The 17781-nt window shown below is 61.5% G+C and carries 18 protein-coding genes and 1 pseudogene; 10 read left to right on the top strand and 9 right to left on the bottom strand.

Translation table 11 applies throughout. The features are described from left to right. The first annotated feature begins 82 nt into the window (after positions 1–82). From GGR30_RS01260 to GGR30_RS01220, 10 genes and pseudogenes are all read left to right on the top strand, one after another. A complete protein-coding gene (locus GGR30_RS01260; protein WP_183481459.1) occupies positions 83–1054 on the top strand; it encodes a LysR family transcriptional regulator in 972 nt (323 codons plus the stop codon). A gap of 43 nt (positions 1055–1097) precedes the next feature. Then, positions 1098–1421: pseudogene (locus GGR30_RS23790) on the top strand (ATP-binding protein); the annotation flags it as partial. Beyond that, entirely contained in the window at positions 1367–1621 is a 255-nt protein-coding gene (locus GGR30_RS01250; protein ID WP_183482670.1) for a hypothetical protein, read from the top strand. The pseudogene GGR30_RS23790 and the gene GGR30_RS01250, both read left to right, overlap by 55 nt. A 185-nt stretch (positions 1622–1806) precedes the next feature. Then, positions 1807–1935, top strand: coding sequence for a hypothetical protein (locus GGR30_RS23510; protein ID WP_281378092.1), 129 nt, complete (start codon positions 1807–1809; stop codon positions 1933–1935). Between the two features lie 251 nt (positions 1936–2186). Then, positions 2187–2582, top strand: a complete 396-nt coding sequence (locus GGR30_RS01245) for a phenol hydroxylase subunit (protein ID WP_183481456.1) — start codon at positions 2187–2189, stop codon at positions 2580–2582. Between the two features lie 44 nt (positions 2583–2626). Continuing rightward, a complete protein-coding gene (locus GGR30_RS01240; RefSeq protein ID WP_183481452.1) occupies positions 2627–3625 on the top strand; it encodes an aromatic/alkene monooxygenase hydroxylase subunit beta in 999 nt (332 codons plus the stop codon). A 12-nt stretch (positions 3626–3637) separates the two neighbouring features. Then, complete coding sequence (locus tag GGR30_RS01235; protein ID WP_138749279.1) at positions 3638–3910, top strand: MmoB/DmpM family protein; 273 nt, start codon at positions 3638–3640, stop codon at positions 3908–3910. A 16-nt stretch (positions 3911–3926) separates the two neighbouring features. Then, on the top strand, positions 3927–5441 hold the full coding sequence (locus GGR30_RS01230) for an aromatic/alkene/methane monooxygenase hydroxylase/oxygenase subunit alpha (RefSeq protein ID WP_183481449.1): 1515 nt from the start codon (positions 3927–3929) through the stop codon (positions 5439–5441). A 72-nt stretch (positions 5442–5513) separates the two neighbouring features. Then, complete coding sequence (locus tag GGR30_RS01225; RefSeq protein WP_183481446.1) at positions 5514–5885, top strand: phenol hydroxylase subunit P4; 372 nt, start codon at positions 5514–5516, stop codon at positions 5883–5885. An 86-nt stretch (positions 5886–5971) separates the two neighbouring features. Next, positions 5972–7030: an NADH:ubiquinone reductase (Na(+)-transporting) subunit F gene (locus GGR30_RS01220; protein WP_183481443.1), complete on the top strand. Its 1059-nt coding sequence runs from the start codon at positions 5972–5974 to the stop codon at positions 7028–7030. Between the two features lie 24 nt (positions 7031–7054). Here GGR30_RS01220 and GGR30_RS01215 read toward each other — a convergent pair whose 3' ends face one another. The 9 genes from GGR30_RS01215 to GGR30_RS01175 form a co-directional block, all read right to left on the bottom strand. Continuing rightward, positions 7055–7684 carry an ABC-type transport auxiliary lipoprotein family protein gene (locus GGR30_RS01215; RefSeq protein WP_183481440.1) on the bottom strand — a complete coding sequence of 210 codons (630 nt, stop codon included), beginning with the start codon at positions 7682–7684 and terminating at the stop codon, positions 7055–7057. Between the two features lie 160 nt (positions 7685–7844). Next, positions 7845–9215: an MlaD family protein gene (locus tag GGR30_RS01210; protein ID WP_183481437.1), complete on the bottom strand. Its 1371-nt coding sequence runs from the start codon at positions 9213–9215 to the stop codon at positions 7845–7847. 9 nt (positions 9216–9224) lie between these two features. Next, a complete protein-coding gene (locus GGR30_RS01205) occupies positions 9225–10043 on the bottom strand; it encodes an ABC transporter ATP-binding protein (protein WP_343066456.1) in 819 nt (272 codons plus the stop codon). 10 nt (positions 10044–10053) lie between these two features. Next, positions 10054–11214: an ABC transporter permease gene (locus tag GGR30_RS01200; RefSeq protein ID WP_246413483.1), complete on the bottom strand. Its 1161-nt coding sequence runs from the start codon at positions 11212–11214 to the stop codon at positions 10054–10056. Between the two features lie 377 nt (positions 11215–11591). Continuing rightward, a complete protein-coding gene (locus tag GGR30_RS01195; RefSeq protein WP_183481428.1) occupies positions 11592–12422 on the bottom strand; it encodes a UDP-2,3-diacylglucosamine diphosphatase in 831 nt (276 codons plus the stop codon). Positions 12423–12529: 107 nt separating this feature from the next. Next, the gene (locus GGR30_RS01190; RefSeq protein ID WP_183481425.1) at positions 12530–13357 is read right to left on the bottom strand and encodes a TolB family protein; all 828 of its coding nucleotides are present in this window, start codon (positions 13355–13357) and stop codon (positions 12530–12532) included. A 24-nt stretch (positions 13358–13381) separates the two neighbouring features. Further along, positions 13382–15040: an NAD+ synthase gene (locus GGR30_RS01185; protein ID WP_183481422.1), complete on the bottom strand. Its 1659-nt coding sequence runs from the start codon at positions 15038–15040 to the stop codon at positions 13382–13384. A gap of 323 nt (positions 15041–15363) precedes the next feature. Beyond that, complete coding sequence (locus tag GGR30_RS01180) at positions 15364–16743, bottom strand: class II 3-deoxy-7-phosphoheptulonate synthase (RefSeq protein ID WP_183481419.1); 1380 nt, start codon at positions 16741–16743, stop codon at positions 15364–15366. A 104-nt stretch (positions 16744–16847) separates the two neighbouring features. Further along, positions 16848–17711, bottom strand: a complete 864-nt coding sequence (locus GGR30_RS01175; RefSeq protein WP_183481416.1) for a LysR family transcriptional regulator — start codon at positions 17709–17711, stop codon at positions 16848–16850. Between the last annotated feature and the right edge of the window lie 70 nt (positions 17712–17781).

The following is a 17781-nucleotide window of genomic DNA, read 5'->3' as shown; positions in this document are numbered from 1 at the left end:
CAATCGACAGGCGATTGTGCAACGCAACAAAACGCGCTTTGATGGCTTTTATCAATAAGCGCATCGAAAGGCACATAGCGTCATGTCGGAAACCACGGGCAATCTCGATTCCCGTCTACTGGAAACCTATCTGGCCGTCTGTGACAGCGGCAGCATGACGGCTGCCGCAAGACGCCTCGGTCTGTCGCAAGGCGCGATCTCGCAGCAGATCGCCCGGCTCGAAAACACGCTGTCGCTCGCGCTTCTCGAACGTCATGGCCGCCACCTGCAATTGACGCCGGCCGGGCGCAGCCTTCGCTTTCACGCCCGCCGCGTTGTCGACGAACTGCGCGAGTGCGAGCGCGCCATGCACACATTCGCCAATGTCAGCTATCCGGTGATTTCCGTCGGCATACTCGACACCCTCGGCAAGAACCTGATGAGCACGCTGGTTCAGACACTCGAACCGCTCGTCGAGCAGATCCAGATCCGTGCATCGGTCAACTACAATCATATCGGCGATTTGCAGAACGGAACCGTCGACGTGCTGATCACGGCCTACAAGTTCGATCCGGACGAATATGATGTCTATCCGCTTGTCGATGAACCGCTTGTGCTGCTGGCGCCGAAAGGCGCCGTCAGAAATCGAGACAATGTCGATCTCGAAGATCTTGCCAGCCGGTTTGCGATGATCCGTTTCGCGAATGCTCGCCGTCCGATGCGAAAACTGGCCGACGACTATCTGCTCAACCGAGGCATCACCGCGAGCCGCAGCATAGAAACGGATCAGTCGGCATCGGTTCTGGTTTCACTCAAGGAGAGGCAGGGCTTTGCCATTGTCTCACCGTTCATGCTTCTGGATTCATTGTTTGAAGCGGAAGCTATTGACGTAATTGCACTTCCTCCTCCCGGCCCCGTCCGCCGCATCAACCTTGTCACGCGCCCGGGGAAATTTGGAGACATCCCAACTAATCTGGCCGCCAATTGCCGCCGCCATCTCACGCGCGCGATCGAAACCCAGATCGTACCGCATCTGGGACAAGCACCGCGCCCACAGATCCTTAAACAGAATTGACACGCCTCCCCTAAAGCGCCAGCGCCGAAAGGGAAAAGTGCCGCGTAGCGAGCGGAGTCTCTTGCGTTTCCAAAAGCAGATGGCAGCCTACAAGCTGCTGATCATCGACGAACTCGGCTTTGTGCCATTGTCAAAGTCCGGCGCGGAGCTGCTGTTTGAACTGATCTCGCAACGCTATGAGCGGGGCGCTACCCTGCTCTTGTGGACATTGAGGTTGTCCCAGATTGCGACATCTCCGGGTGGCAGCGTTGGGGCAAGCGAGACTGTCCAAAATTTCGTGCCCTGGCGGGAATGCCAGCCTCACATGAGGGATTGGATGTTGATGCCTGCGGCAATCAGGTCGGCCTTCGTCTGCTTTCTCCGCTGAAACTTGCGCGGGATGGCTTGGCGAGTTTCGAATATTCTGCTCTTCCGCCGGGCGCAATAGACCGGGTGGAGGGACTTGCAATTTGGCAGGACCTCAAGCTGACCTGCGACTTCGGCGATATACGCAGAAAAACCCGCTCCATCCACCCCAAACTGCTACACAATCTGCTACGCAAATCTGCTTTACTGAAAATACTATGACAATGATTTTTAAACATTTATTTAGACAGCAGAGCGCTACGCGAAAGACACCTTCTCCGCCATTTCTGTTTGCGCTTTGCCGCCCTCCGACCCAAAGCGCATCGGCTACGAACCCGAACTTGTCCTTCAGTCTTCTCCGCTTCTTCACCTGGCGCGCAATATCAGCTGGCTGCAGGCCGGGTGGCATGTCGACGAGCCATCGCCCGGGCATCTCCTTCAACTACCATCATCTGCAAAGCCCGGAGCGTCTCTCGCTCAGCGATGCGGCTCTGCCTTTTCGGCCGAACCTGTTCGTCTGGAGGTCGATCGACTGAACCCGCCAAGGCCCCAACCGAGAACGGATTGGAAGCGGAGAACCTCGAAGACCGCCGATGCATGCCCTCAAGGGTTAGCGACATTCGTTATTAATAGCGATATAGTTAATAATAAAACGATATAAAAAAATAATAACGATATTTTTGTTGACTGTTCGGGCGCGATGCGTTCTTATTTTTCCTGCGATGCGGTTGTTGCTTGAGGAGGCACAACCAGCCGTCCGGAACGGCGTCATCGCATGGGAGGAAACATGACAGACACGGATCTTTCATTCGTGGCCGCCGGTGGCGGCTGCACGGGATGCGGCGCCTGCACGAAAGGCGGCTGCGGCTCGCTTTCAGCGCTCGACACCTTCATCGTCGCGGAAGACGACCGGACCCTGATCAGCGGATCGGGCCCCCGTCTCGGCAAGGCCTTTGTCCGCGTGCTCGGCCGTCAGCTCGACCGCTTCATCGAATTCGAATTCATCCTGAACGACGAGACGCTGAGCGTGGAACTGGTGATGCCGGATGCGGCATTCGCCGAGTTCTGCGAGCGTTGCGAGGCTGAAATCCTGCCGGATGAAAACGGCGAGGTCGTATCGCTCGAAGCCATCAGGGCCCGCACCGCCGGGCTCTATCGAGCCGCGCCGGCCGGCCGCGGCTGAGCGCAAACGCATTCGAAAAATCAGGCAAACGGGGAGGAGAACCCTTGTCCATCGATCTGAAGACGCTGAAGCTGACGCCGCGCCGCCAGACTTTCGGCCATATTGCCCGCCGCTTCGGCGAGGACCGTCCGGCAAGCCGCTATGAAGAGGGCATGCTGGACGTTCAGGCCACCGCGCATTTCCACTACCGGCCCTTCTGGGAGCCGGACATGGAGCTCTACGACCCGCGCCGCACCGCCATCGTCATGGCCGACTGGTACGCGCTGCGCGATCCGCGCCAGTTCTACTACGCCACCTACAACATCTCCCGCTCCGGCATGCGCGAGGCGGCCCAGCACAATATCGACTTTGTCGAGAAGCGTCGCCTGCTCGACAAGATCGAGCCGGACTGGCGGCAGAAGGTGGAGGACTATCTCCTGCCGCTTAGGCATGTCGCCTGGGGCGCCAATATGAACGCCACCCAGATCTGCGATCGCGGCTACGGCACGGCGGTGACGGCGCCGTCGATGTTTGCGGCCGGCGATCAGCTCGGCATCGCCCAGCTGATCGGCCAGATCGGCATGGACATGGCCGGCGGCACGGGCGAGGCGCTCGACGCGGCCAAGGAGAAATGGCTGAACGCCCCCTACTGGCAGGGCATGCGCCGTCTGGTCGAGGACACGCTGGTGGTCAAGGACTGGTTCGAGCTGTTCGTGGCGCAGAACCTCGCCATCGACGGCCTCGTCTACCCGCTGATCTACACCGTGTTCGACGAGGAAGGCCAGAAGCACGGCGGGACCGCCGTCTCGATGGTCACAGAGTTCATGGTCGAGTGGTATGCCGATCAGAGCCGCTGGGCCGACGCCGTGATCCGCCGGGCCGCCGAGGAGAGCGATACCAATACGCATCTCGCCGGTGAATGGTACCGCTTCTGGCGCGACCGCACCGCCGAGGCGCTGACGCCGCTCGCCGATCATGTTCTGGGCGACGCGGGAAAGCCGGCGCTTGCCGACCTCGTTTCCGAGCTCGACGGCCGTGCCGGTCGCCTCGGCCTGGCCGCCTGAAGGAGAACCGACATGGCACAACTCGTATCGATCACGCTTCAGGACACCAATGACGGCCGGATGATCGCCGACGCGATCCGGCAGGACAATCCGGGCGTGGAAACGCTCTCCATGCCCGGCGCGCTCAAGCTCGACCGCGCCGGCGATCTCATCATCCGCGCCTCCACCGTTTCGGAAAAGATCGGGCGCGAATGGGACCCGCAGGAAATTCATCTGACCATGATTTCCATGGCCGGCAATCTGGACGAGGACGACGACTATTTCGCCCTCTCCTGGAACCGTTGAGAGGGGAAAGAAGACAATGGCAAAGAAACTCGGCCTCAAGCAGCGCTATGCGCTTCTCACCCGCGGCCTCGACTGGCAGACCAGCTATCAGCCGATGGACAAGGTCTTCCCCGAGGCGACCTTCGAGGGCATCAAGATCCGCGACTGGGACAAGTGGCAGGATCCCTTCAGGCTCACCATGGATGCCTACTGGAAATTCCAGTCGGAAAAGGAGCGCAAGCTCTACGCCGTCCTCGACAGCTTCGCCCAGAACAACGGCCAGCTCGGCCTTTCGGAGGCGCGCTACCTGAACGCGGTGAAACTGTTTCTGACCGGCGTGTCGCCGCTTGAATACCAGGCGCACCGCGGCTTCGCCCATGCCGGCCGGCAATTGCCGGGCGTCGGTCCGCGCATCGCCGCGCAGATGCAGTCGCTCGACGAACTGCGCCACGCCCAGACGCAAATTCACACGATCTCGCACTACAACAAGTTCTTCGACGGCCTGCACGAATTCCCGCATATGCATGACCGGGTCTGGTACCTGTCCGTGCCGAAGTCCTTCTTCGACGATGCCCGCACCGCCGGCCCGTTCGAATTCATGATCGCGATCGGCTTCGCCTTCGAATATGTGTTGACCAACCTTCTGTTCGTGCCCTTCATGTCGGGCGCGGCCTATAATGGCGACATGGCGACCGTCACCTTCGGCTTTTCCGCCCAGTCGGACGAAAGCCGGCACATGACGCTCGGCATCGAGGTGATCAAGTTCCTGCTGGAACAGCACCCCGACAACCTGCCGATCGTGCAGCGCTGGGTCGATAAGTGGTTTTGGCGCGGCTACAAGGTGCTGAGCCTCGTCGCGATGATGATGGACTACATGCTGCCCAAGCGCATCATGTCGTGGAAGGAAGCCTGGGAGATCTACTTCGTCCAGGCCGGCGGCGCGCTTTTCGAGGATCTCGCCCGCTACGGCCTGCGTCCGCCCAAATATCACGAGCAGGCGACCGCGGAAGCCGACCACCTTTCGCACCAGAACTGGTCGATCTTCTACAACTACACCCAGGCCGCGGCCTTCCACACCTGGCTGCCGGATGCTCAGGAGATGGGCTGGCTTTCGGAGAAATATCCGGACAGCTTCGACAAGTATTACCGCCCGCGCTACGAGCAGTGGCGGAAGATGGAGGCGGACGGCAAGCGCTTCTACAACAATGCCCTGCCGCAGCTCTGCAATTGCTGCCAGATCCCCATGGGCTACACCGAGCCCGGCGATCCGAACACGATCTCGTTCCGCGAAAGCACCTACAAGGGCGAGCGCTACCACTTCTGCTCGGACGGCTGCAAGGACATCTTCGATCACGAGCCGGAGAAATACGCCCAGGCCTGGCTGCCCGTGCACCAGATCTTCCAGGGCCATTGCGGCGGGGCCGATCTCGGCGACGTCTTGAAGTGGTACAACATGAATGTCGGCGCCGACAACATGGACCAGTCCGTCTCCCCCGACCAGAAGCTCTGGGAGGAATGGCAGAACGAACGCGCCCGGGTGGCGGCCGAATAGGCCCGCCCGCCGCATCCGCCCGGCGCCGCGCGCGCCGGGAAAGGCTTCATTTCGTTTTTCAAGGAGGAAACCATGGGCGTTGTCGCTCTTGACCCCGATTATGCCGAAAAGGTCGAAATCCGCGACCGGCTGGAGAATTTCCACGGCAACCAACTCGTCTATATCCACTGGGAAGAACATCTGATGTTCTGCGCCGCAATCGCCTTTCCCCTGCCCCCGGACATGCCCTTCGGCGCTATCCTCAGCCAGATCCTGCCGACCTATTACGGCATGCACCCCGATTTCGAGAAGATCGACTGGAGCACGGTGCGCTGGACGATCGACGGCAAGGAAGCCCATCCCGATCCGGAGAAATCGCTCGCCGACAACGGGATCGGCCACAAGTCGCTGATCCGTTTCTGGACGCCGGGCCTTTCCGGTGTTGGCGGCGTGGCGACCGTCTAGGACAGTCGTTCAAAGGCAATCGCTTATGGAGAGCATTTCCGGCAACGCCGGCAATGCTCTCGCAGGGAATGTGAGAGAGGCGCCCCATGGCCTTCAGGCTGACCGTCGAGCCGATCGGCGAAACCATCGACGTCCGCGAGGACCAGACGATCCTCGATGCCTGTCTCAGACAGGGCATCTGGCTGCCGCATGCCTGCGGCCACGGGCTTTGCGGAACCTGCAAGGTCGATGTGCTGGAGGGCGAGGTCGACCATGCCGACGCTTCCTCTTTCGCGCTCATGGATTTCGAGCGGGAGGACGGCAAGACGCTTGCCTGTTGCGCACGGCTGACGGAAGACGTCGTGATCGAGGCGGAGATTGACGAGGATGAGGATGCGGAGCACATCCCGATCAACGATTTCACCGCGACCGTTGCAAGGATCGTCGACCTCACTCCCGACATCAAGGGCATCTGGCTTGCAATCGACGGCGAGCCGATTCGCTTCCAGCCGGGTCAGTATATCAACCTGACCATACCGGGGGTCGAAGGACCGCGCGCCTTCTCCATCGCCTCCAGCCCGAAGGACGGCGCGACGATCGAGCTGAACGTCCGCAAGGTGCCGGGCGGCAAGGCCACGCCGCTTCTGCACGAGACGCTGAAAGAGGGAGATCATCTTTCCTTCACGGGTCCTTACGGCCAATTCTTCACACGTCGCTCGCGCGGCGGAACGCAGATCTTCATCGGCGGCGGCAGCGGGCTTTCAAGCCCGAAATCCATGGTGCTCGAGCTTCTGGAAAACGGCTGGGACGAACCCGTCTATCTCTTCCATGGCGCGCGTGGCCTGAAGGATCTCTATTACCGCGACCTGTTCGAAACGCTTGCCGCCGAACACGCCAATTTCCGCTACGTACCAGCCCTCTCCGAGCCTGACCTGGGCGATGACTGGCAGGGCGAGACCGGCTTTATCCACGAGGCGCTGCAGCGCGCCTTTCCCGACGGTTTTGCCGACATGACAGCTTATCTATGCGGCCCGCCGCCGATGATCGAGGCGACAATCCGCACGCTGATGCGCGGCTTCCTGTTCGAGGAAGGTATTTTCACCGAAAAATTCCTGACGGCGGCCGACGAGGACAGGATCAAAAGCCCGGTCTTCCGTCGCATCTGACAGACAGGGAACACGTGTCAGGACTCAGAGCGTTGCGGCGATCCAGCTGACAATGTCCGCCTGCACGTCCGCGAAGGCCTTGTCGAGTGCAGCGACAAGGACGCCGCTCGACGCAGAGGAATTGACGCCGACGCTGCTTTCAAACAGGCGCTGGGCCCTGACGACGCCGGTGCGGTCATCGAGAAGCTTGACCGAAAGCTTGACATCGGCCGTGCCTGGCCCTGCCGCGTCGATGGCGAATTCCCGGATTTCCACCACCACCTGGTAATCGATCGCAAGCCCCTGCCCCGGCATGCCGACACCGCCGAAGAGACCGGTATTCTCCAGCCCGGCAACCAGGCGCGCCTGAACCACGGCGGGAAGGAGATCGCTCCATTGAGCGTTTTTCAGATAGCGCAGTTCGGAGCCGGAAAGCCTGACGACGATGCCGCGATTGTCGAGCACCTGAATGGCCGATGGTGCGGGGACCAGGAGTTGAAGCCGCGCGGTGCGTGCGCGATTGGCGCTCATTTCACTCGCCGCAGCCTTGGCCGTCAAGTCGAACGTGTCGCTTGGCGGACGAAGCGCGCAGCCGCTCAGCCCTGCCACGAGGAGACTGAGCCCGACAAGCGGACCCGCCAGGGCGCTGGCTCTCTCTGTCGCGGCAAAAAACATTCCTTGTCCTTCCTGGGACTTACTAATCCATTCAATTCAATGAAGTAAGGCATAAGGACGGGATTGCAAAGGTCTCGAAAGCGACTTTCTCGCGCCCGGCCCTGCTTTCATGCGCGCGTCAGTCACCGCCCCGCCCACGGCCACAACCAGGCTTTGCACCTCAGTAGCGGTTGCGACCGTCATAGGTCTTCATTGAGTCCGTGCCGAAGATGAACTGCTGCGGATCGTTGCTGATCGAGTTGATCGTCCGGTTGAGGTTGTCCACCGTCCTGCGGGTATCGGAAACCAGCGCGCGGACATCGCGCAGGCCTGAGCCCGAGAAGTTTTCGAGATTGGCGGTGATCGGACCGATCCGGGCATTGAGCGTTTCAGCAGCTTCCTGCACCGCCGTAAGCGTCTGGCGCGCCTGATCCGAAAGCGATTCGACATTGTCGGACCCCAGCAGGTTGTCGACCTTCACAAGAACGTCGTTGACGCGGGAGGATGCCTCGTTGAGCTTGGCCGAAAGCTCGGAGATATTGTCGATCGCCGTGTCGATGTTCTCAGTCTTCGCATTGACGCTGTCGGCAACATCGCGGATCGAGGCGACCGCCTCTTTGGCGTCGGCCATCACGACCGCAAGATCGTCGACGGAGGTACCGACCTTGTTGGCATCGATTGCCGAGACAATCGCGTCGACCTTCTTGAACACGTCGAACGCCTGATCGCCGAAGGTGCTGTAGCTCTCTACCGCTTCGGAGAACTTGGCGATCACATCGTCAAGATTCTTCGAAGCCACCGCGACATTGCCGGTGATCGTGTTGGCATTGTTGATGATGCTCGCGACTTCCTCCGGATTGACCGCCTTGATCACCTTGTCGAGCGAATCGACCGTGGTCTCGAGGCGTCCCGAAAGACTGTCGACCGTGCGCGACAATTTGCCGACGGTCTCGAGAAAATCGCCGATCTCGTCTGAATTGTCCGCAAGCGCCGCTGTGAAGGTCTCGACATTGCCGACCGTCTTTGTCAGCGTCGGGCTTACATCCTCCACCAGTTTCTGCACGTCGCTCGCTGTCGAATCGATGCGTTTCATGATCCGGTCGGCCGTCGTCAGCAGGTTGGAAAGGCTCGACTTGTCAGCGGTCAGTTCGGCAGGCTTGTCGTTTTTCAGCGCTTCCTGAAGGATGTTGGGGCCATCCTGTCCGTTCGCGGCGAGCTCGATATAGCCCGTTCCCGTCAGCCCCTGCAGCTCGAGCTTGGCGGTGGTGCTGTCGTGCACCGGCGTGTCGGCCTTCACCATGGTGCGCGCGATGGTGAAGCGCGGGTCCTGCGGGTCAATTTCCAGGGCCTTGATCGAGCCGACCTGAATGCCGTTGAAGCGGACCGCGGAGCCGACGGAGAGGCCGTTGGCTGAGCCCGGAATGCGCACGATCAGTTCGGCAATCGGGCCCTGCCGGCCATATTCCTGCAGCCAGAAGACGAAGCCGGCGGCCGAGGCCAGCACCAGCAATACGAAAAAACCGACAATGGTATAGTTAGCTTTGGTTTCCATGCCTGCCCGTCAACGCTGTTGTTGGCCATCTGCGGCGTTTTCGAAAATAGCGCGGGACCTCTTGCCCCTGAAATAACTCTGGACCCACGGGTCATCGAAGGCGAGCATCTTGTCGAGCGTTCCCTCGACCAGCACCTTCTTCTTTCCGAGCACCGCGATCCTGTCACACACGGCGTGCAAGCTGTCGAGGTCATGAGTCACCATATAGACCGTAAGGCCGAGCGTGTCACGCAACCGGCCGATCAGTTCATCGAACTCGGCAGCACCGATCGGATCGAGACCGGAGGTCGGCTCATCGAGAAACACGAGATCCGGGTCGAGCGCAAGCGCGCGGGCAAGCGCCGCACGCTTGATCATCCCGCCGGAAAGCTCGGCCGGATAACGCTCGGCCGCCTCCGGCCTTAAACCCACCATCTCGATCTTCAGCCGTGCCAGATCATCCATCATCGCCTTGGGCAGATCGAGATACTCGCGCATCGGCACCTGGACGTTTTCCAGAACGGTGAGGCCGGAAAACAGCGCGCCCTGCTGGAACAGGACGCCGACGCGCATATCGACGGCCAGCCTGTCGTCGAAACTCAGATTGTCAAAATCCCTGCCGAAGATCGAGATCGTTCCTGCCTGACGCGCATTCAGCCGCAGCACGGTGCGCATCAGCACCGACTTGCCCGTGCCCGAGCCGCCGACAAAGCCGAGGATCTCGCCGCGATAGACGTCGAGGTCGAGGTTTTCGAGCACGGTCGGCCCGCCGAAACCGACGGTCAGCCCGCGCACGCTCAAAATGGTTTCGCGGCCATCTTCCGTTCTGTTTTCGACTTCGCCGTTCACCGCCTGCTCCTCAATAATCGATCGCTGCGTAGAAAATGGCGAAGATGCCATCGGCGAGAATGACGACAAAAATCGACTTCACCACCGAGGCCGTGACCTTCTGGCCGAGCGATTCGGCACTGCCGCCGACCTTCATGCCCTCAAGAGCCGCGATGATGGCGATGATCAGCGCCATGACCGGGGCCTTCAGCATGCCCGAGATCACGTCCGCCATATCGACGGCCTCGTGAAAGCGCTGCATGAAGGTCTCGAGCGTGATGCCGGAATAGAGATCGAGCACCACGACAGCGCCCGAGAGCGCGGCAAAATTGGCGAGAATGGTCAGAAGCGGCAGCGCGATCAGCAGCGCCACCATGCGCGGAAACACCAGAACCGATACCGGATCGAAGCCCATCACCCTGAGCGCGTCGATTTCCTCGCGCATGCGCATGGCGCCGATCTCGGCCGTGATCGCGCTGCCGGAACGCCCGGCAATCATGATCGCGGTCAGGAGCACGCCGATTTCGCGAAGCTGCAGGATGCCGACAAGGTCGACGACGAAGAGTTCGGCGCCGAAATAGCTGAGCTGGAACGCGCCCTGCTGGGCAATGATGGCGCCGACGAGGAACGACATCAGCGCGATGATCGGCACGGCCCGCACACCCATATGGTCGAGCTGCGCCGTAATGGCGGCCATGTTGACGCCGCCGCCCTTCGAAAGCAGCGCCTTCAGGCCGAGAAACAGCGCGCCGAAATAGCCGACGCCGCGGTAGACGTCCCGCGCGCCCATGGCGGCCGACTTGCCGACCGGATCGAGAATGATTTCCGGCAGGCTCTGGCGCGGCGTCTCCGTTTTCTCCGGCTCCGGCAATGTTTCCGGGATCGCCTCCATCAGGTCGGACACGCGCGCGTCCATTCCTGCGACTTCGGTGTCAAAACCGGCATCCCGGCATTCGGCCTGCACCTCGCGCACCAGCCAGGCGCCGGCGGTATCAAGCCGCTCGAGCCCCGAAAGGTCGACGACGGCCTTGCCGCCCTGCCCTTTCAGCCGTCCGCGAAGCTGATCGATCTCGCCGCTCAGCGGGCGCGCATTGCGAACCGTCCAGAACCCTTCCAGACGAAGGGTCGTGTCCGTTCCGCCGTCGCCGGGCGTAACCGTCAGGGAGGCTTTCGTTTCGTCCGCGTTCTGCAAATGCAATTATCCAGTGTTCTGCGCCGGTTCGACGCCGCATCGGTCCGGGCGCAAAATGCCTCGTTCGCCATGATGCCGGGAGATCGGGCCGAACCATCGCAAACAGGAGCACCCGAGATCGTGACGATCGGCCGCGATCATGACCTTTGTTAGGCTTTTCATGACGGGAAAGAGATTGCAAGTCTTTTGAAGGACCTAGAGCATCGGGCGAAAAAGTGGAAACCGGTTTTTCGATAACCCGATGCGTAAGACAAAGAGCTGGATCGAGCGCGACCGAGCCGATCCCGCAGATCAAGGAACCCCATTGCACGGCACTGCGATAATACGCACGCCGCATGCAGTCCGGACCGGAAGGAAGCGCGGAGGAACGCGAGTTGTCAGGCCGCGCGGCCCTTGGCCTTGGCGGCCATGATCAGCGGCGCGATGTCCTCGGCCTCCGTCTCCTGCGGATCGTCCTCGAACACGCCCTCGATCTTCTGCCAGTTGATCAGTTCGAACGTGCCGTCGAAATGCTCGGCCACGGCCGTGCAGCTTTCCACCCAGTCGCCGGTGTTGATGTAGCGGATGCCGTCCATCTCTTCCATCACCGCATGGTGAATGTGGCCGCAGATGACGCCGTCGACATCGTTCCGGCGCGCCTCGTCCACGACCACGCGCTGGAACTCGCCGATGAAATTGACCCCGTGCTTGACCTGCAGCTTGGCCCAGGCGGAGAAAGACCAGTAAGGCATTCCGAGCTTGCGGCGCACGGCCGCCAGCACATGATTGATCGCTATGGCAGCGTCATAGGCCCAGTCGCCGAGATAGGCGACGATGCGGGCGTGGCGAACGACAACATCGAATTCGTCGCCATGGATGACGAGATATTTCTTGCCGTCGGCCGCCTCGAAGATCATCCGCTCGGCAACTTCCACGCCGCCGAAATGGGTGCCGGGAAAATCCCGCAGGAATTCGTCGTGATTGCCCGGAATATAGACGATCCGCGTGCCCTTGCGGGCCTTGCGCAGCATTTTCTGGATCACGTCGTTGAAGGGTTGCGGCCAGTACCAGCTGCGCTTCAGCCGCCAGCCGTCGATGATGTCGCCGACAAGGATGATCGTCTCGGCCTCGTGGTGGCGCATGAAATCGAGCAGGAAATCCGCCTTGGCGGCCTTCGACCCCAAATGAAGGTCGGAAATGAAGAGCGTTCTGAACTGTCTGGGTTCCATCGCCTCAACCCGCCATAGCCCCCGGCGGCCTCTGTGCATCCATGGATGGCACCCTTAAAACACGAGTCGTATTTCAGCTTGATGACAGGCCGGCCCGGCACGGCGGTTCAGACTGGAAAATAGCGGACATAGGCGAAGGCCTCGCCGTCGGGCGCCCAGTTGGGCGAGTTCATCGTGCCCTGGCCGCCGAAGAGCGCAAAAAGCGTCGTCAGATTGCCGCCGTCGGGATCCATCACGCGCACCCGCACATTCTTGTCGCGCGGATGGTCGAAAACCTCCGGCTCGTAGGAAATCAGGATCACCCGATCATTCTTCGGACAAGGGTGGGCAAACCAGTTGCCGGCATTGTCGAAGGTTACCTGCTGGAGCCCGGTGCCATCGGGATGAATCCGCCAGATCTGCATCAGCCCGGTGCGCGAGGAGTTGAAATAGACCCATTGGCCATCGAAGCTGTAGTCCGGCCCGTCATTGCGGCCTTCTCCGTGGGTCAGGCGCGTCTCCTCGCCGCCATCGGCCGCGATCGTGTAGATATCGAAGACGTCATCGCGGATGCCACAATAGGCAAAGCGCACGCCATCGGGCGACCAGCCATGCCAGTAGGAAGGCAGGTTGCGGGTCACAAGCCTGGGTGTCCCGCCTTCCGCTGGCAGCACGTAGATCGCCGACTTGCCGAATTCGCACTTGTCGGAGACGGCAATCGTTTTTCCGTCGGGCGAAATGCCGTGATCGTTGTTGCAGCGCGCGGCAAAGCCGGTGTCGATCTTCTCGAGACGCGCAGCGCCCTCCAGCGGCAGGCGGTACATCAACCCGTCACTGTTGACCATGAGATAGCGCCCGTCCGGCGACCAGTTGGGCGCCTCGATCAGGGCCTCCGACTGGAACACCACGCGCTGTTCGCCCGTGGCGAAATCATAGATCTCGACTGAACTGCGCATGAGCCCCTCCCCGACCCGCCGTTCCTATCGATCGCGGAAGCGGTTGGTGATCGGGTAGCGCCGGTCGCGTCCGAAATTCTTGCGCGTGATCTTCACGCCGGGCGCGGACTGGCGCCGCTTGTATTCGGCGATGTAGAGCAGATGTTCGATCCGGTGCACCGTCTCCGCGTCATGACCGCGCGCAACAATCGCCTCCACCGACATTTCGCGCTCCACGAGGCATTCCAGAATATCGTCCAGCACCGGATAGGGCGGCAGCGAATCCTGGTCGGTCTGGTTCGGGCGAAGCTCGGCCGAGGGCGTCTTGTCGATGATGTTCTGCGGAATGGCGTTCTTTTCCGGCCCATGCATACCTTCCGGCCGCTCGGTGTTGCGCCATGCGGCAACGGCGTAGACCTGCATCTTGTAGAGGTCCTTGATCGGATTGAAGCCGCCGTTCATGTCGCCGTAAAGCGTCGCATAGCCGACCGACATTTCCGACTTGTTGCCCGTCGTCACCACCATGGCGCCGAACTTGTTCGAAATCGCCATCAGGATCGTGCCGCGCGTGCGGCTTTGCAGGTTTTCCTCGGTAATGCCTTCCTCGGTGCCCTCGAACATGGTCTCCAGCGCGGAGAGGAAGCCGGTGACCGGCTCCTCGATCGCGACGACATCATAGCGGCAGCCGAGCGCCTTGGCGCAGGCCGCGGCATCGGAGAGCGATTCCTCGGAAGTGTAGCGATAGGGCAGCATCACGCAGTGCACGCGCTCAGCGCCCAGCGCGTCGACGGCAATCGCGGCACAGATCGCGGAATCGATGCCGCCGGACAAGCCAAGCACCACGCTCTTGAAGCCGTTCTTGTTGACGTAATCGGCAAAGCCGAGCACGCAGGCGCGGTAATCGGAGGCCTCGCCGATCGGCAATGCGGCCACCTTGCCGCCGACGATGCGCCAGCCATCCGCGCCGCGTTCCCATTCGGAGATTGTGATATCCTCGACGAATTGCGGCATCTGGAAGGCGAGCGTCCTGTCGGCATTGAAGCCGAAACTGCCGCCATCGAAGACCAGTTCGTCCTGACCGCCGAGCGTGTTGAGATAGACGAGCGGCAGGCCGGTCTCGATCACCTGCTTCAGCACCACCTGATGGCGCACATCGACCTTGCCGCGGTAATAGGGCGAGCCATTGGGCGAGAGCAGAAGTTCAGCGCCGCTTTCGGCCAGCGTTTCGCACACGCCGAGATCGCCCCAGATATCCTCGCAGATCGGAATGCCGATCCTGACGCCGCGAAAATTCACCGGCCCCGGCATGTCGCCCGGCACGAAGACGCGCTTCTCGTCGAATTCACCATAGTTCGGCAGGTCGACCTTGTCGCGAATGGCGATGATCTCGCCGCCGTCCAGAACGGCAACCGAATTGTGCCGTCCGGCCTCGCCCTTGCGCGGATAGCCGACGATCACGCCCGGTCCGCCATCGGCGGTATCGGCCGCAAGCGCCTCGACCGCCTTCTGACAGGCGGCGAGAAAGGCGGGCTTCATCACCAGGTCTTCCGGCTGATAGCCGGAGATGAAGAGCTCGGTCGAAAGGACGAGATCGGCGCCCGCAGCCGCAGCCTTCTTGCGCGCGGCGCGCAGTTTCTCGAGGTTGCCTGCGATATCACCAACCGTCGGATTGAGCTGGGCGAGAGCGATTTTGAGGCTGTCCATGGCAATTCCACCTTTCAGGTCTGCAGGGATGGACACCATGTTTTGGCGGAAAAATCAAACGTGAAAAAGGCAGCGGCCTGAATAAGACCCGAAGATGGCCTCTAACAATCTCTCCCCTTGAGGGAGAGATGCCCCCGACAGGGGCAGAGAGGGGTGAACCCTCTCGGCAAATTCGGCTGGAGGGCTTGCGCCCTTTACCCCTCTCTGTCGCTTTCGCGACATCTCCCCCTCAAGGGGGGAGATCGATTGGAGGCTATGCGGCAATGCGCTCAGCTAACGCAGCGTCGTCAAGCGTGTGCAAATCCGGCATTTGCCGGACCACCTTACTCGTTGATCGCGAGCTTCTTTTCCTCGTAAGCCGTCTTCATCCGCTCGGCGAGTAGGAAGGCGAGCTCCAGCGCCTGGTCGGCGTTGAGCCGCGGGTCGCAATGGGTGTGGTAACGGTCGTGCAGGTCTTCGCCCGTCAGCGCCCAGGCGCCGCCGGTGCATTCCGTCACGTTCTTGCCCGTCATCTCGATATGGATGCCGCCGGGATAGGAACCCTCGGCGCGGTGGATCTGGAAGAAGCTCTCGACTTCCGACAGGATCCGCTCGAAGGGCCGCGTCTTGTAGGAATTGAGCGTGATCGTGTTGCCGTGCATCGGATCGCAGGACCACACCACTTTCCTGCCCTCGCGCTCGACGGCGCGGATGAGGCGCGGCAGGTGATCGGCAACCTTGTCGTGACCGAAACGGCAGATCAGCGTCAAACGGCCGGCTTCGTTCTCCGGGTTCAGCGTATCGATCAGGCGCAGGAGATCGTCTTCGGCAAGCGACGGACCGCATTTGAGGCCGAGCGGGTTCTTGATGCCGCGCACATATTCGATATGGGCGTGATCGGCCTGGCGGGTCCGGTCGCCGACCCAGATCATGTGGCCGGAGGTCGCATACCAGTCGCCGGAGGTCGAATCGACGCGCGTCAGCGCTTCCTCATAGCCGAGCAAAAGCGCCTCATGGCTGGTGAAGAAATCGGTCTCGCTCAGCGCATGGTTTTCCGCCGCCGTAATGCCGATGGCGCGCATGAAGGACATGGTTTCGGAAAGCCGGTCGGCGAGCTTCTGGTAGCGTTCGCCCTGGGGGCTGTCCTTGACGAAGCCCAGCATCCACTGATGCACGTTCTCCAGATTGGCGTAGCCGCCCATGGAAAAGGCGCGCAGGAGATTGAGCGTCGCGGCCGACTGGCGATAGGCCATCAGCTGGCGCTGCGGGTCGGGAACGCGCGCTTCCTCGGTGAAATCGATGCCGTTGATGATGTCGCCGCGATAGCTCGGCAGGGTCACGCCATTGATCGTTTCATTCGGTGAGGAACGCGGCTTGGCGAACTGGCCGGCAATGCGGCCGACCTTGACGACGGGCTGCTGCGCGCCGAAGGTCAGCACAACGGCCATCTGGAGGAAGGCGCGGAAGAAGTCGCGGATCGTGTCGGCGCCGTGTTCGGCAAAGCTTTCGGCGCAATCGCCGCCCTGCAGCAGGAAACCGCGCCCCTCCGCCACTTCGCCGAGCGCGCGTTTCAGACGCCGCGCCTCGCCGGCAAACACCAGCGGCGGATAGGTCGCGAGCGCCGCTTCAGCCTCGGCGAGCTTTTCTGCATCAGGATAATCCGGCACCTGCAGAATGGGCTTTTTGCGCCAGCTACCCGGTGTCCAGTTCGTTGCATTATCCATGTCGTTCACCTGTCCTTGCCGTCCGGCCGCGATCAGCCGGACATGCCTCACTCCCGATTTTGGCGCGCTTATAGACGTTTCTCGCTTTTTTGTATACCCGCGCGTCAACCACCCGTTCGGCCGGCAAGCAGCGCGTCGTTTTCCCGGATGAAGGCGGCCAGGCGCTCGATCACGGTGCGCACTTCGGGCCGGTGTCGGTCGTCGTCATTGGCGACGATGAAAAGCGAATGGGTGAGTTCGTCGATGATGCCGTCGACGCGTTCAAGCACGGGGTTTGCATCGCCGAGATAAACGGGCAGAACCCCCTGCCCCGCGCCGGCAGCGACGAGCCGGACGAGAAGGTCGCGATCCTCCGTCCAGGTGGTGATCGCCGATTCCCGGTTTTCGAAGACCCACCGGTCCGAGGCCGAGACGGCAGAGCCGGTGCCCATGGAAACCCAGGGAGCATCGTCTCCCGCAAGGTCATGACGGCGATAGACCGCATAGGCCATGGTGCCCGCGCGGCGGACCGCCAGATTGCCGCTGTCGGGCCGTGCGCCAAGAACCGCGACATCGGCCTCGCGAAAGGCAAGCGCCAGAGACGGGCCGGCAGCAGCAAGGCAGATGCGAAAGCCGTCCTCCGGCCCCTTGATCCGAAGCACGCTGTCGGCGGCAAAGCCTGCAAGCCAGCTGTCGACGGCAATCGACACCCAGGGCATGGCGAAGGCCTCGCCGTGCCAGTCGGCGATCGCATCGGCCACCGCCTGCATGCCGCTGACGCGCTCGAACAGCACCTCGCCGTCATGGGCCAGCCGATAGCCGCGCTGGGACCTCAGGAACAGCGAGCGTCCGAGCGTGCGCTCCAGCGCCAGCATGCGCCGGCCGATGGTGGGCGCGGACAGGCCCGTACGCTGGGCGGCGGCGCTTAGTCCGCCGAGTTCCGCGACCACATGAAAAAGCTGGAGATCATCCCAGTTCGGATCCGCCATTAATGCCTGTTCCCGAAAGTCCTGAATGCCCGCCCACTCTACACCAGCGGCGAAGGGGATGAACCGTTCA

This window comes from Martelella radicis, from assembly GCF_014196625.1.
Classification (GTDB): Bacteria; Pseudomonadota; Alphaproteobacteria; order Rhizobiales; family Rhizobiaceae; genus Martelella; species Martelella radicis.
This window is presented reverse-complemented; position numbering and strand designations above follow the sequence as displayed.